Below are 15,134 nucleotides of genomic sequence, written 5' to 3' on the forward strand. Positions count from 1 at the left end.
GTCATGCCACGTCTGTCTTCCGTCGGCCTTCGTCTCACGTTGCTTTCCTCGGCCCTGCTCGCCGGGTGTTCCCAGACCTCGGTGCCCGGACCGGCCTCCGCTCCGGCCCCGGCAGGCGTGTCCAGCAGCGCCGCCCTCGCTCCGCAGGCCATCAGCGGCAGCAACATCGACGCCTGGCGTCAGCAGGTCATCTACCTCGTCCTGCCCGACCGGTTCTCCAACGGCAATACCGGCAACGACAATCTGGGCCAGGCCAACTGCTACGACCCGGCCAGCCCCACCAAGTTCCACGGCGGCGACCTCGCGGGCCTGCGCCAGAAACTGCCCTATATCCGCGACCTGGGCGCCACGGCGGTCTGGACCACCCCCGTCTACAAGCAGGTGGGCCTCGTCAACGGCAACTCCTGCGGGTACCACGGCTACTGGCCCGACTATTCCTCGCCGGACGACACGGCCGTCGAGCCCAAATTCGGCACGGGCAGCGACCTCAGCGGCCTCATCAGCGACCTGAAGGCCGGGGGCCAGAAATACATCATGGACATGGTGGTCAACCACGCCGGCTACGGCGCGCGCGTGGTGTCGCAGCAGCCGGGCTGGTTCCACAGCAACTGCTCGGGCGACGAGATCAACTGCCCCCTCGCCGGGCTGCCCGACTTCCGGCAGGAGGACAGCGCGGTCGCCGCCTACCTGACCAACCTCAGCAAGAGCTGGACCTCGGCCTACGCCATCGACGCCATCCGCATGGATACGGTCAAGCACGTGCCCAACAGCTACTGGCAGAACTCCTGGGTGCCCGGCGTCCTGGCCGCGCGGCCCAACACCTTCCTGCTGGGCGAGGCCTTCCTGAGCGGCAGCGCCTCGCAGCTCAAGCCCTTCCTGGACGCGGGCTTCGACTCGACCTTCAACTTCCCGCTGCGCCAGGCCCTCGTGGACTCGCTGGGCAAGGGGGGCAGCCTCGACCGCCTCGCCGCTGGAATGCAGGACACGCTGGGCACCCTGGGGCTGGACCGCACCCTGCTCCAGACCAACCTGCTCGACAACCACGACGTGCCCCGGTTCGTGAACGAGCCGGGCTCGGGCGTGGCCGAGAGCGAGATCCGCACGCGTTACGGCCTCGCGCTGGGCGCCCTGATGACCCTGCCGGGCATTCCGCAGCTGTATTACGGCAACGAGCTGGGCATGTACGGCGGCAGCGACCCCGACAACCGGCGCGACATGCCCTCCTGGGCCTGGACGGACACGGGCCGCAGCAGTGCCCAGACTAACTTCCTGGCGGGCGGCGGCACCCCCAAGACCACCTACGACCTGACCAAGAAACTGATCGGGCTGCGCAAGGGCAACGAGGCGCTGTGGAAGGGCAACTACGCCGAGCTGTGGCGGCCGAACGGCGGCCAGAACGTCTTCGCCTTCTACCGGGGCAGCGGCACGAGCCGCGTGGTCGTGGTGATGAACAGCTCGGCCAGCTCGGCCAGCGTATCGCTCGACCTCCAGGGCAACGCGGGCATCAGCACCTCCGACAAGTCGGCGCTGGGCAACGGCACCGTCTTCAGCGACCTGCTGGGGGCCGGCGCGCCCGCGAGCGCGACCGTCTCGGGCGGCAAGCTGCCGGTCACGCTCGGGGCGGGCCGCATGGCCGTCTACCGCGCGGGCACGTCGTCGGGCGGGGGCGGCAGCACGGTCAGCGTCACCTATCAGGTCAGCGCCAGCACGAGCTACGGGCAGAACCTCTACCTCGTCGGGGACCGCAGCGAACTGGGGGCGTGGAATACGGACAGCGCCGTCCCCATGACCAGCAGCGCCTGCTCGGGTACGGTGTGCACCTGGAAGGCCACCGTGAGCCTGCCGCCCAGCGTGGCCACCGCCTTCAAATTCATCAAGAAGCCGGGCGACAGCGGCGCGGCCGTGACCTGGGAGGGGGGCAACAACCGCACCTACACGTCGCCGTCCAGCGGAACGGCGACCTACAGCGGGGGCAGCTGGCAGTAAGCGGGGGGCGGTCAAGAGGGGGCGGCCCCACCGGCAGGAAGGTCTGCCCCCGCCCCCCGTCCAGTCGGCGGTGCCGGTCAGAAAGAGCTGACGGCCGAAAAAGCACCTCTCCCGAAAGACGCAGCACTCGGGGCAGCCCGGCGAGACGCCCGGCCGCGCGGCCTGTAGGGCGAAAGAATGCGCTTTCGACGGGGGCTCGATCGGGTCGAAGGACCTGACGCGGCTGGCGCTGGACCGGGATTTGGCGCGGGTGGCGGAGTCGTCCGACGAGCAGAACGGGGCGGTGCGGTGACCGATGGGCCAGGCGGCCAGGGACCGGCGGACCCGCTGACTGATGGGCCAGAGCACCAACTCGGTGGGCCTCGACTCCGGCGCCGTCGTCGCCACCTGGCTCCACCTCACCCGGGTTCAGCCAGAGTCGGCCTAGGCCGGATAGTTGATGAGGTCGCTGCCGACGGCGGCGGCCCCGGTCAGGGTGAGCAGGCCCAATCCCTCCAGCATCTGGAGGAGAAAGGCCGGGTCCCCGTGCCACTCGCGCACGTAGCCCAGCTCGCGCGACACCTTCGCGGCCGTCTGGCTCAGGAGGTGGAGCTCGTGTTCCAGCCGCGCCCGCGAACTGGGCACCGCCGCCCGCAGGCCGATGGCGGCGGCCAGCGCCCCGTTGCCCTGAAAGACCGGTGCGGCCAGCTCGGCGCTGCTGCCGGCCGTGCGGGGGTCCAGGGCCAGCCAGGTCTTGCGGGTCAGGCCGTCGAGCACCTCCCGGTGGGGCTGGTCCGGGAGGGGGCCGGCCGTCAGGGGGCCGAGGACTGCCCGGCGCAGGTCCAGGGACGCGAAGGCCAGCAGCACCTGGGCCACAGCCCCCCGCGTGAGGTCCAGCGGCAGGCCGGCCGTTCCCTCGTCCGGTACCGGATCCGTTCCGGTGCCCAGCACGTCGAGTGTCAGCGCCTCCGTGCCCTCCAGCACGGACCAGCTCACCGGGCACCCGGTGGCGCGGCGCAGCTGGTCCAGATGCACGGAGGCGAGTCGCCGGGCGGGCGAGGCGGCCTGGACCTGGGCACTCAGGCGCAGCAGTTGCGCGCCCAGACGGTATTCCATGTGGTCGCGGCGCAGAAACTGGTATTTCTCCAGCACCCGGATGGCCCGCAGGCAGCTCGCGGTCGGCAGGCCGCTGGCCCGCGCCAGGCCGGACAGGGTCCAGACCGGCTGTTTGGCCGTAAAAAAGGTCAGCAGATGCAGTGGCCGCTCCAGGGTGGGCAGGGCCGCGTCTTCTTGCCGATCGGTCGGGGGGAGTTTCATCTGGACGGGGGCCTCGCGGGAGGGAGAACCGGGCGGGAGAGCGGGCTGCGTACGGAAGTGTAGAGGTTTCGCCGCGCCGGGGTGACCTAGTTCGGTGGGGAGGCGGTGGCGACGGCGCGGCTGCCCCCCAGGCCGACGGCCTGCTCCAGCAGCCGCTCGGCGGCCCGNAGCATGTCCTCGGCCTGGGCCCAGGCCGTCGTGGTGCAGCAGCCCACGCTCAGCCCGAGGTCCGGCCGGTCGTGGGCGGCGGCCTGGGCCAGACGGGACGCCTCCTGCGGCGGGGTCTGCGGCAGGGCGAAGACCGTGATGAGCGGCGCGGTGTCCCCGAGCCGGACCGCGCCGGGCACCTGCCGCGCGATCCACTCCTCCATGCGGCGGCGTGCCTGCTCCGGCGTGTTGCCTGCGCTCTGGACGGTGACCGCCAGGACGGCCAGGTCCTCGAAGCGCCGCCGCGCACCCTCGAAGTGCTCCGCCAGCGCCCTGGCCACCTCCTCCCGGCTGCCGGCCGTGCGGGGCGACCGGGCAGGGGAAGCGTCCAGCGGACGAAACGGGGTGAGGTGAAGGGCCACACCCCGGCGCGCCGCCGCCTCCCGCCAGGAGGCGACATGGTCCTCGGCCTGCGGGACGGCCAGCCGCCACGCCTCCTCCTGGGTGCGGGCCGCGTCTTCCAGCTGCCGGCGCTGGGCCTCGTAGTGTCCGGCCTGCCGGGGGTCGCCGGGGCGCGCGAGCTCCGCGAGGTGCCGGTAGACTTCTGCGCGCGCCGCGCGGGTGCCGGCGTGGTCGGGCAGGGCCAGCGCGGCCCGCAACTGCCCGGCCGCCTCCACAGGGTCCGCGTCCAGCAGCACCTGGGCGAGGTGGAGCCGGTCGGTCAGCTCGCAGTGGTATCCGCCCATGCGCCCGCTGAGGCCGATCGCCTCGCGCAGCATGGACGCGGCCCGCTCCTCCTGGCCCCACTGGCGGCACAGCTGGGCATGGGCCCCGAGCAGATCGACCAGATGTTCGGCGTCCTCCAGCGACCGCGCCAGGGCCGCCGCCTCGGTGAACAGGTGCTCGGCCCGCTCCCGCTCGCCCTGGGCGCCCAGGCACTCGGCCATGTTCGTCGTCGAGATCAGGACGCTGTAGGCGTTGCCGGACGCCCGCGACAGCTCCAGCGCCTCCGTCTGGTAGGCCAGCGCGTCGCGCCACAGCCCGAGGTGCCGGCGGTTGTTGCCCAGGTTGTCCAGGGTCTGCGTGTGGGTGTCCTCACGGCCGATGGCGACGCTGAGCCTCAGGGAACGCTGGAAATAGCCGAAGGCCTCGTCGTGGCGGCCCATCCGGTCGTAGGCCACCCCCAGGTTGTTCAGGACCGCGCAGAGCATCCAGTGGTTGCGGGCGTCCTCGCAGATGCCCTCGCTCGCCAGGAAGCACTGCAACGCCTCCGGAAAACGCCCCAGGTTCGAGAGCACGATGCCGCGCGCGTTCCAGCTCTTGGAGAGCAGCGCCGTGTCGCCCAGCCCCTGAAGTGTCGGCTGGAGGGCGTCGAGCCGCTCCAGGGCCTGTGCGTACCGGCCCACACGCCCCAGCAGCAGCGACCGGGTGACCGACAGCGTGGCCCAGGCCCCCGGATCGCGCTCCGGGCAGAGCAGCCCCTCGGCCTCGTCGGCCACGGCCAATCCCTCGTGGGCGTCCACATTCCACAGCTGGTGCGCCAGTTCGAGCAGCAGCGTCGCCCGGTCGCCAGCCGGGGAGGTTTCGAGCTTGGACCGGAGTTGCGTGACCTCAGTCAACATAAAACCTGCCGTGGGAGAGGGAGTCGTAGGCCGGACGTGCGGGAGGCAGGCACCTGATCAGGCGGGCTGCCGTTGAGGGGGGAGAGGCCCGACGCTAACACCCGGGGAGCCCCGTTTCAAATCTGCCGGGCCGGTCATGCGAGACGCCTGGTCTGGCGAGGGGGGTGGAGCACCCTGAGTAGACCACCATTTATTTTGCTGAGTAAAACTTATTGGGTAGATATCTCTAATCTGTCTAGACATTTTTCCTCTGGGCTGTGGATGATTCGTACACTTCGGAACGTCACCACAACGTCAGATCCTCTCAGCACACACGGCGGCCGCCTGTTCGCTCAACGGATCGTTTTCTGGAGGAAGCCATGAACGTACGTGTCACTGCCGCGACCCTGGGTCTCACTCTTCTTCTCGCCGCCTGTGGGGAGCAGTCCCCCACCGCTCAGGCCGCCCCGGGCACCGGGCTGCCCACCGCCGCTGCCCGCACGCAGGCGCCGCTGCTGGGTGCCAGCAATCCCGACGCCATCGCCGGCCAGTACATCGTCGTGTTCAGCGACGGAGCGATGCCCGACCTCGCGGCCCAGAGTGCCGGCGGCCTGATCGGTCGCCTGGGCCTCGATCCGCAGGGCATCACGGTGCAGCACATCTACGCCGCCGCCCTGAACGGCTTCGCGGCCCGGCTCAGTGCCCAGAACCTCGCCAAACTTCAGGCGGACAGGCGCGTGAAGTATGTCCAGCAGGACAGCGTGGTCCGGGCGAGCGCCACGCAGTCCGGCGCGGTCTGGGGCCTGGACCGCATCGACCAGCGCAGCCTGCCCCTCAACGGCAGCTACGTCTATGACACGGCCGCCAGTAACGTGAAGGTCTACATCATCGACACCGGGATCCGCATCACGCACCAGGAATTCGGCGGGCGCGCCACCTGGGGCACCAACCAGACGGGCGACGGCAACAACACGGACTGCGGCGGGCACGGCACCCACGTGGCCGGCACGGTGGGCAGCAGCACCTACGGCGTCGCCAAGAGCGTGAAACTCGTGGCGGTCAAGGTGCTCGGCTGCAACGGCTCGGGCTCCAACAGCGGCATCATCGCCGGCATCAACTGGGCGGTGAGCAACAAGGGCAGCGCCACGGCCATCGCCAACATGAGCCTCGGGGGCGGGCGCGATCAGGCCTCGAACGACGCGGTGAACACTGCCGTCAACAAGGGCCTGTTCATCGCCGTCGCCGCCGGCAACGAGAATCAGGACGCCTGCAACGTGTCCCCGGCCAGCGCCGAGAAGGCCTTGACCGTGGGGGCCACGACCAGGAGCGACCGGCGCGCCGATCCCAACGACTGGGGCTACACGCAGGCGGGCAGTCCCCTGGGCAGCAACTACGGCAGTTGCGTGGACCTCTTCGCGCCCGGCACCGGCATCACCAGCACGCTGAGCACCGGCGACACGGCCGTCAGCGGCGCCACCTGGAACGGCACCTCCATGGCGACCCCGCACGTGGCGGGCGCGGCGGCCCTCATCCTGGCGGCCAACCCCAGCTATACCCCCGACCAGATCCGCGCGGCGCTGCTGAACAGCGCGACGACCGGCAAGTTGTCGAACCTCGGCGGCAGCGTGGACCGCCTGCTCTTCACGAATCCCGGCGGCGGCACCACGGACCCGGCCCCCACGCCGAACACCCAGACCTACACCGGTTCCGTCGCGGCAGGCCAGAACAGCTACCAGCCCAACACCACCGGCTTCAACTACGCGGGCGGCACCCTCAAGGCGTCCCTGAGCGGGCCAGCGGGCACGGACTTCGACCTCTACCTCTACCGGTACCAGAACGGCGCCTGGAGCGTCGTCGCCCAGAGTGACGGCAGCACCAGCACGGAGGGCGTCACCTACACGGCGGCGGCCGGCACCTACATCTGGGGAATCTACGCCTACTCGGGCAGCGGCAGCTACACCCTGACCGAAAGCAAGTAAGCCGGAGGCCGCGAGAGGGGGGCCGGCACGCCAGATGGTGCCGGCCCCCCTCTCGCGGCCTACACGGGCGGTGTCCCGGCTCCGCTGCGGCGCGCCGTGAGGGTCAGGAAGCGCCAGACGAGCGCGGCGGCCGCGAAGATCAGGCCCGCCGTCAGGCCGAACCACAGCCCGCGCGCCCCCACCCCCAGCCCGAAGGCCAGCAGACTGCCCAGGCCCAGCCCGACGACCCAGTACGCGACCAGCGAGACGTACAGCGGAACGCGGGTGTCCTGTAGGCCGCGCAGGGCGCCGTTGGAGGTCACCTGGAGGCCGTCCACCGTCTGGAACAGTGCGGCGATGCTCAGGAAGAGGGTGGCGGTGGCGAGCAGCTGCGCGTTCTGCGGGTCGCGCACATTCACGAAGACCCCCAGGACCACGCGCGGGGCCAGCAGTTCCAGCGCCGCGAAGCCGAGCATGACGGCGGTCGCCAGCCCCAGCCCCAGCAGCCCGGCCCGGCGCGCGCCCGCCCAGTGTCCGGCCCCGGCGGCGTGGCCGACCCGGACCCCGGTGGCCGAGGCGATGCCCAGCGGAATCATGAAGATGGCCGTGATCGCCTGAAGGGTGACGTTGTGCGCGGCGAGGATGTCCGGGCCGAACCGGGCCATCAGCAGGGTGGTCACGGTGAACATGCCGCCCTCGGCCCCCAGTGTCAGGCCGATGGGCCAGCCCAGCCCGAACAGCGCGCGGACCTCGCGGCCGGTCCCGCGCAGGTCGGCCCGGCCGACGTGCCGCAGCGCCAGGGGCCACAGCGCCAGGGCCATCACCCACGCCGCCGAGGCGCTGGCGGCGGCGGCCCCGAGCAGCCCCCAGCGGGGCAGTGGCCCCCACCCGAAGGCCAGCGAGGGGCTGAGCAGCGCTGCCCACAGCAGGCCCCCGAAGGCGATGCCCGTGACGACCCGTGGCCGGCCGGTGCCCTCGAAGCTGCCCCGCAGCGCGGTGAAGGCCAGGGTGGGCAGCATGCCCAGCGAGTACACCCGCAGGAAGTCGGCGGCCAGGTCGGCGCGGATGCCCGCCGGGGCCACGTGTGGCAGCAGGGCGGCGACCCCCCACATCAGCGGCAGGGCCACCGCCGTGAGCAGCAGCGCCAGCCGCAGGCCACCGTGCAGGGCGCGGGCCACGCCTTCCGGCTGCCCGGCCCCGTGTGCCTGGGCGACCCTCGGCGCGACCGAGAGCATGACCCCGGTCAGCATGATGAACACCAGGTAATACGCGGCGTTGGCGTACGCGGCGGCGGCCAGTTCGGCGGTGCCCAGGCGGCCGATCACCGCCGTGGCGATCAGCGACAGGGCATTGGAGGCGAACTGCGAGAGAACCACCGGACCGGCCAGCCGGAGGAGGGCGCCCAGTTCGGTCCGGGCTATATGCGAGACGGTCACGCCGAGGAGTGTAGCCAGGATTCGTGGCCGGGACTTTCGCGGGGTCGGGAAGGAGCAGGGAGCGGGTTGACGGGCCATATCAGAGGCCCCCAGCCGCGCCCGTGCGCGAACCCCCTCCCGAGGCCCGGCGGCGCGGCCACCACCGTCTGGCACCCGAGTCGGGGGGCGGCTCTACCCGGCAGGCAGGGTGAAATGGAAGGTGCTGCCCTGGCCGAGCTGCGACTTGACCCAGATCTGCCCGCCCTGCTGCTCGACGATCTTCTGACAGATGCTCAGGCCCAGGCCGGTGCCCTCGTAGTGGTCGCGCGTGTGCAGGCGCTTGAACAGTTCGAAGACGTGCTGGAGGTATTCCGGCTCGATGCCGATGCCGTTGTCGGCCACCGTGAAATGCCACATGCCGTCCTCGCGCGTCGCCGCGACCTGCACGCGGGGGGCGGTGCCTGGAGCCACGAATTTCAGGGCGTTGCCGATCAGGTTCTGGAACAGCTGGGCCAGCTGCGGGCCGTCGCCCCGCACCGTCGGCAGGTCCCCGAAGCTGACCTGCGCGCCCGTCTCGGTGAGGCGCTGCCCGAGCCGGTCGAGGGCCTCCTGAAGCGGAATGCCGGCCCGGATCGCCTGCGCCGCCGGACGGCTGCCGCTCATGCGGGAAAAGGTCAGCACGTCCTCGACCAGCACCTTCATGCGCTCGGTGCCCTTGAGGGCCATGCCGATGTACAGCCGCGCGCGGTCGTCGAACAGGTGGCCGTAGCGCAGCTCCAGCAGGTTCACGAAGCTCGCCACCGTACGCAGCGGCTCCTGGAGGTCATGCGAGGTGATGTAGGCGAAGCGTTCCAGCTCCATGTTGCTGCGGCGCAGCTCGGCGTTCGTGCGCAGCAGCTCGGCCGTGCGCTCCTGGACGCGCTGTTCCAGGGCCGCGTTCAGGAGCCGCAGTTCCTCCTCGGTGTGTTTGCGCTCGGTGATGTCGAGCACCGTGCCGATGAAGCGCACCGCCACGCCCTGGTCGAAAAAGGCCCGGCCCCGCGCGTCCACCCAGCGCACCACGCCGTCGCCGTGGCCGATGGTCCGGTATTCGATGTCGTAGGCCGCCGGGCCGTCCGGGGCCAGGGCCAGCGCCACCGCCGCCTCGGTCGCGGCGCGGTCGTCGGGATGCAGGCCCAGCACGAAAGACTCCTGGTAGGTCACGTCCGCGTCCGGCGCGAGGCCGAACAGCGCCTTGGTCCGCGCGTCCCAGCGCAGCACGTTCCCGACCGGGTCGTAGTCCCAGATGCCGACGTCGGCCGACCGGGTCGCCAGCCGCAGGTGGGCCTCCTGGTCACGCAGCCGCGCCTCGGCCGCCTTGCGCTCGGTCAGGTCCTGCATGGCGCCGATCATGCGGACCGAGAGGCCTCCGGCGTCCCGCAGCACGAAGGCGCGGTCGAGCACGTCCGCGTACTGGCCGTCGGCGCGGCGAAAACGGTACTCCGCCTCCCAGGTGGCGTCGTTGCTGTCCTGGATGGCCCGCAGGCTGTCCTCCACGCGCGCGCGGTCCTCGGGGTGCACCTGCCCACGCCACCACGCCTCGGTCGTCTCCGTGAAGGGGTGGCCGAATAGGGTCTCGAGCGCCGCGTTCCAGACGATGTGGCCGCTGCGCAGCTGACAGTCCCAGATCACGTCGCTGGCCGCCTGCATGGAAAAATGGTGGCGTTCCTGCAACTCGCGCAGCCGCCGCTGGGCCTCGGTCGGGGTGGAGGGCGGCGTCTCCCGGAGCGGCGCGCCCAGTTCGGCGGCATGGCCCATCCAGGCCGGAGCTTCGCCGGGCAGGCGGGACAGCGGCTGAACCTCGAAACGGCAGGTGGCGTAGCTGCCGTCGGCGCGGCGCAGCCGGCCCGTGTGCTGAAGGGGCGGCGCGCCGTGTTCCTCGGCGCCCCAGAGCCGCAACAGCCCGGCACGGTCGTCGGGGTGGAGGGCCTGCACGAACGGCGTGCCCGGTGTCGCCTCCGGACCTGCGGCCGCCTGCCAGGCCCGGTTGCCGTACAGCAGCCGGCCCTCCCGGTCGGCCACCCAGACCGGCAGCGACAGGGCGTCCAGCAGGCGCGACTGCTCCGATTCCGACAGGCCCGATTCCGACAGGGGAGTGGCTCCCGGCACCAGCGACATGCCGCGCAGTGTAGTACGCCGCCGGCGCGGGCGATGTGTAAGTGGCCGTGCGCCTGCCCGTGCCGGCGTTCCGGCCCTCAGGACCCCCGCAGCGCGTGGGGCAGGCGCAGGTCCGGATTCCCCAGGTCGATCTCGAAAAAGTCGTAGCCCTCCTGTCCGGACGGCTGGGCGGCGTAGCCCATCGCCCGGTACGCCGGTCCCGCCTCCCGCTGGTTGGCGTACCAGAAGACGTAGCGGACGGGCGCGGTCTGCGCCCAGGCCTCCACGCCGCGCATCAGGGCGCGTCCCACCCCCTGTCGCCGCGCGTCCGGCCGCGTATAGAGGTCGTCGAGCTTCGCCGTCCGGTGCCGGTCGCCCGAGCGCAGGTGGGGGCCGTAGTCGTGTACCGCCGCGTAGCCGAGCCGCTCTTCTGCCCGCAGCGCCACGAACAGGTGATGGAACGGGTCGGCGCAGAAGTGGGCGAACCGCGTTTCCAGCGCGGCGGGGTGGTCCACGAAGCCCATGTCCAGCAGCATCGGTTTCAGGTACGGAAAGTCGTCCGGCTGCGCCCGTCGGATGTCCATGAGGTCAGTGTGCCCGCTGCGGCGTGCGGACCGTGCCCCATCTGCCCGGCCGCCGTCCCCCTATCCTGGGGGTCCATGATGTCCACTGTCCGCGCCCTTCTCGTCTGCTCCGCCGTGCAGGCGGCAACCGTGGCGGGTGCCGCCGCTCCGGTCCTCCCCACTCCGGCCTGGGCCGGGGGAGGGCCGTCCTGCCTGTCGGCGCCGGCCTCCTCCAGCGCCCCCATGCCCACCGGACTCGCGCTTCCGGCCGGGGTCACGGGCCGCGTGAATTTCTACGCGGCCGAGTACGACCCCCGGACCCACCAGACCCTGCGCGCCCTCGCCCTGGGCCGCCCCGACGACGTGCAGCCCCTGGCCAGCAGCTTCAAGCCGCTCGTCGTGCAGGCGGCGTTGCAGGAGGTGGATGCGGGGCGGCTGCGGCTGAACACGCTGCTCACGACCACCGCCGCCAACCGCAGCATCGAGGGGTATCCGGCGGGCAGCAACAGCGTGCAGGTGCTGGCGAAGCGGGCGATCTACCTCAGCGACAACACGGCCTCGGACCTCCTGCACCTCGCCGCCGGGCCGGAGCGCCTGGCCCGCGAGGTGCGCCGGCAGAGCCCCTGTACCTCGCTGCTGCTGACCACCAAGGCCTGGTGGGCCGCGCAGGCGGGCCTGCTGCCGGCGGTCCTGACGCCGGACCCGGTGGCCGGCCTGCGTGCGTACGGCGCGCAGCCCTTCGACCAGCGCCTGCTGACCGCCAGGGCCCTGATCGCGGCCGCGCAGAAGGTCACCGGGCCGGAGGTCGAGCGGCAACTGGACCTGTATTTCCACGGCCCCACCTACGCGGCCGACCTGGAGCTCGCGGTCCAGAACACCAGCACCGCGCGGGCCTACACCGACCTGATGGCCCGGACGCTGCCCGGCGCGGCCCTGAAACCCGCGACGCGCACGGTCTTCCGCGACATCCTGGCGACGGGCTGCTGCCGTCCCAAGACGCCCAAGCTGGACGCGACCTACTGGGCGGCGAAGGCGGGCAGCGGCTGGGGCATCCTGACCCTGACCGGCTACGTCGAAACCGGGGACGGCCGCCGTTTCGCGTACACCTACCTCAACGACGGCAGCGTGACGACCGACGCCGAGGAGATGGAAAAGCAGATTCGCCCCGTGGTGCTGTGGATCGAGCAGAACCTGCTGACCCTGCGCGCGCAGCGGGGCCGCCCCCTGCCCTGACGGCCCGGGCACGCCCCCGAGGTCCACGGGCCACGGACCGGCGACCGGGCCGGGAACCTCAGCCATGACGCCCTCCAGGGCCATGCCGGCCCAGGATGTAGGCGGCATGGCACCTCCTGAAGAAAGCTTTTTGTGCCTGCCGGTGGAGCACAATGTGTCTCATGAGGCCGCCGCCTGCGCACCTGCCCGACCTGATGCACCTGGCCGCGCCGCTGCTGCGCGCCTACGGGTACCCGGACGCGCGGATCGAGATGGCCCCCGGGCCCCCTCGCCGGACGCCCTGCGCCTGTTCGCGGGGGTCACGGCCGACGTGTGGCTCGTGGGGATGCCCGGCGCGCCCCCCGAGGCGATTCAGGCCCTGCGGGTGGTCGTGGCGGACCACGCCCGCTGGCGCGAACTGCTGCGCGACCGCGACCGCCTGCGCGACGTGTACGACCGGACCTTCGAGTTCCAGGGCATGCTGCTGCCCAGCGGCGTGCTGCTCGACGCCAACGAGACCCTGCTGGCCTTCACGGGGGTCCGGCGCGTGCAGGTGCTCGGCAAGCCCTGCGTCGACGCCCCCTGGTGGAAGGTCTCGGCCGAGAACGTGGGCCTGTTGAGGCGCGCCCTCACGCAGGCGATGTCGGGCGAGTTCGCGCGCCAGGACCTCTCCGTCCTCGGGGCGGACGGCACGCAGGCCCACGTGGACCTGAGCCTGACCCCCATCTTCTCCGAGCGGGGAGAGCCGCAGATGATCGTCATGGAGGGCCGCGACATCACCGAGCGCCTGCGCACCCTGCACGAGGTCGGGGTGGCGCGCGCCTTTCTCGAATCCGTCCTCGAAAACGTGCAGGACGGCATCGTGGCCTGCGACGCCGAGGGCCGGATCACCCTGTTCAACCGCATGGCCCGCGAGTGGCACGGCCAGGGCCCCGAGGCCGTGCTGGCCGACCACTGGAGCGGCAAGTACCGCCTTTTCGGTCCCGACGGCGTCACGCCCCTGCATGGAGAGCAGATTCCGCTGCTGCGGGCGCTGCGGGGCGCGGCGGTCAAGGATCAGGAGATCGTGATCTCTTCCGACCACCGCCCGCCCCTGACCGTGCTGTCGTCGGGCGGCCCGCTCTACACGCCCTCGGGCGAGCCGCTCGGCGCGGTGGTCGCCATGCACGACGTGACCGAGCGCAAGCTCACCGAGCAGCGGCTGCGGCACGACGCGCTGCACGACCGCCTGACCGGCCTCGCCAACCGCGCCCTGCTCTATAGCCTGCTCGAACACCGCATGGCGCGCTTCCGGCGGCAGCCCGAGTGCGCATATGCGGTCCTGTTCATCGACCTCGACAACTTCAAGGACGTGAACGACGCCTACGGGCACATCGTCGGAGACCACCTGCTGCTGGAAGTGGCGGCCCGGCTCCAGCAGGCCGTGCGCCAGACAGACGCCGTGGCCCGCCTGGGCGGCGACGAGTTCGCCGTGCTGCTCGACAATCCCTGCGACGCGACCCAGGTCATGCGGGTCATCGCCAGGATCACCCGCGAGATGCGCCGGCCCGTGCGGCTTTCCGGCCACGAGGTCGAGGTGACGCTGTCCATCGGCGCCGCGCTGGCCGATTCCGCCTACACCGGCGTCGAGGAGCCGCTGCGCGACGCCGACACCGCCATGTACCGCGCCAAACAGGCGGGCAAGAACGGGGCGCAGCTGTTCGACCAGAGCATGCACGAGTCGGTGGTGCGGCGGCTGACCACCGAACGAGAGCTGCGCGAGGCGGTCGCCGGCGACCAGCTGCGGCTGCACTACCAGCCCGTGATCTGCCTGGACGACGGCAGCTGCACCGGCTTTGAGGCGCTGGTGCGCTGGCAGCACCCGGTCCGGGGCCTGCTGTTTCCCGGCGACTTCATCGGTGTGGCCGAGGCCTCGGGCCTGATCGGGGCGCTGGGGGCCTGGGTGCTGCAAGAGGGCGCGCGTCAGCTGCGGGAGTGGCGCGCGCGGCCCGAACTCGCCCACCTGAGTCTGGCCGTGAATGTCAGCGGCAAGCAGCTTCTGGCCCCGGCCCAGCCGGACGAGCGCCTGCTCGCCTTCGACTTTCCGCCGGGCCTGGAACTCGAGGTCACCGAGAGCACCCTCATCGACACGCCCGAGGCGGGGGCCCACCTGCGCGCCCTGGCGCAGCTCGGCGTGCCCCTGTCGCTCGACGACTTCGGCACGGGCTACGCCTCGCTCGCGGCGGTGCAGCGCCACCCCATCGGGACCCTCAAGCTCGACCGCAGCTTCGTCGCCCCGCTGCCTGCGGGAAAGCGGCAGCGGGCCATCGTGGCGAGCGTGCTGACCCTGGCCGCCCACCTGGACCTGCGCGTGATCGCCGAAGGCCTGGAAACGCCCGAGCAGGTGGCGGCCCTCCGGGACCTGGGCTGTCGCCACGGCCAGGGCTACGTCTTCTGCCGTCCCGTTCCGGCCGGCGAGGCGACGGCCTACGCGCTGGCCCACCTGCCCGGCCGCCGCCCGGACGCCTGATCCCGCCGGTGGGACGGGGGTGTCCCCATCCGGTCCGGCCGCCATTTCATATCCGGCGCCTCCCCGCGTGGGGTTCTGATGACGGCGCCTTGCCCCTGTGCTCATCCGGTTCCCCTTTCGTTTAAGGGCGGCTTGACGGCGCTGTGCCTTTCGGCGGGTGCGGGTGGACCAGACTGCGGCGGTGGCCCGCCCCTCATGGGCAGGAGTCGCCGGACAGGGTCGCTGACGGCCGATCTCTCCTGCCCTCCAGCCTGCACCCCCGGGACCGCGCCGTCCCGTTTCCCCAAGCCGCGAAGAGGCGAAGGAAGGCC

The 15,134-nt window shown here is 71.7% G+C and carries 9 protein-coding genes; 4 read left to right on the plus strand and 5 right to left on the minus strand.

Features of this window, described 5'->3' with window-relative positions; translation table 11 throughout:
* The first annotated feature begins 3 nt into the window (after positions 1-3).
* Entirely contained in the window at positions 4-1,986 is a 1,983-nt protein-coding gene (locus DGO_RS03950) for an alpha-amylase family glycosyl hydrolase (RefSeq protein ID WP_083847206.1), read from the plus strand.
* 423 nt (positions 1,987-2,409) lie between these two features.
* Here DGO_RS03950 and DGO_RS03955 read toward each other — a convergent pair whose 3' ends face one another.
* Positions 2,410-3,282 (minus strand): IclR family transcriptional regulator, encoded by an 873-nt coding sequence (locus DGO_RS03955; RefSeq protein ID WP_014684193.1) that lies wholly within the window; start codon positions 3,280-3,282, stop codon positions 2,410-2,412.
* 86 nt (positions 3,283-3,368) lie between these two features.
* The gene (locus DGO_RS03960; protein WP_014684194.1) at positions 3,369-5,051 is read right to left on the minus strand and encodes a tetratricopeptide repeat protein; all 1,683 of its coding nucleotides are present in this window, start codon (positions 5,049-5,051) and stop codon (positions 3,369-3,371) included.
* Positions 5,052-5,410: 359 nt separating this feature from the next.
* On the opposite strand from DGO_RS03960, the gene DGO_RS03965 reads away from it, so the two are divergent.
* Positions 5,411-7,009, plus strand: coding sequence for a S8 family peptidase (locus tag DGO_RS03965; RefSeq protein ID WP_014684195.1), 1,599 nt, complete (start codon positions 5,411-5,413; stop codon positions 7,007-7,009).
* Positions 7,010-7,068: 59 nt separating this feature from the next.
* On the opposite strand, the gene DGO_RS03970 is transcribed toward DGO_RS03965, so the two are convergent.
* From DGO_RS03970 to DGO_RS03980, 3 genes are all read right to left on the minus strand, one after another.
* A complete protein-coding gene (locus tag DGO_RS03970; protein ID WP_014684196.1) occupies positions 7,069-8,364 on the minus strand; it encodes an MATE family efflux transporter in 1,296 nt (431 codons plus the stop codon).
* 231 nt (positions 8,365-8,595) lie between these two features.
* Entirely contained in the window at positions 8,596-10,560 is a 1,965-nt protein-coding gene (locus DGO_RS03975) for a PAS domain-containing sensor histidine kinase (protein ID WP_014684197.1), read from the minus strand.
* Between the two features lie 77 nt (positions 10,561-10,637).
* Complete coding sequence (locus DGO_RS03980; protein WP_014684198.1) at positions 10,638-11,123, minus strand: GNAT family N-acetyltransferase; 486 nt, start codon at positions 11,121-11,123, stop codon at positions 10,638-10,640.
* Between the two features lie 75 nt (positions 11,124-11,198).
* On the opposite strand from DGO_RS03980, the gene DGO_RS03985 reads away from it, so the two are divergent.
* Both DGO_RS03985 and DGO_RS20970 read left to right on the plus strand, forming a co-directional pair.
* Positions 11,199-12,335, plus strand: a complete 1,137-nt coding sequence (locus tag DGO_RS03985; RefSeq protein WP_145975243.1) for a serine hydrolase — start codon at positions 11,199-11,201, stop codon at positions 12,333-12,335.
* Between the two features lie 154 nt (positions 12,336-12,489).
* Positions 12,490-14,823 (plus strand): putative bifunctional diguanylate cyclase/phosphodiesterase, encoded by a 2,334-nt coding sequence (locus DGO_RS20970; protein WP_169330995.1) that lies wholly within the window; start codon positions 12,490-12,492, stop codon positions 14,821-14,823.
* Positions 14,824-15,134: the final 311 nt, after the last annotated feature.

This window comes from Deinococcus gobiensis I-0, assembly GCF_000252445.1.
Lineage (GTDB): Bacteria > Deinococcota > Deinococci > Deinococcales > Deinococcaceae > Deinococcus > Deinococcus gobiensis.

What these genes read in the sequence shown, in the direction of transcription:
- DGO_RS03975 (WP_014684197.1), bottom strand. Translation starts at nt 10,560, where the DNA reads ATGTCGCTGGTGCCGGGAGCCACTCCCCTGTCGGAATCGGGCCTGTCG.
- DGO_RS03985 (WP_145975243.1), top strand. Translation starts at nt 11,199, where the DNA reads ATGATGTCCACTGTCCGCGCCCTTCTCGTCTGCTCCGCCGTGCAGGCG.
- DGO_RS03950 (WP_083847206.1), top strand. Translation starts at nt 4, where the DNA reads ATGCCACGTCTGTCTTCCGTCGGCCTTCGTCTCACGTTGCTTTCCTCG.
- DGO_RS03965 (WP_014684195.1), top strand. Translation starts at nt 5,411, where the DNA reads ATGAACGTACGTGTCACTGCCGCGACCCTGGGTCTCACTCTTCTTCTC.
- DGO_RS03980 (WP_014684198.1), bottom strand. Translation starts at nt 11,123, where the DNA reads ATGGACATCCGACGGGCGCAGCCGGACGACTTTCCGTACCTGAAACCG.
- DGO_RS03955 (WP_014684193.1), bottom strand. Translation starts at nt 3,282, where the DNA reads ATGAAACTCCCCCCGACCGATCGGCAAGAAGACGCGGCCCTGCCCACC.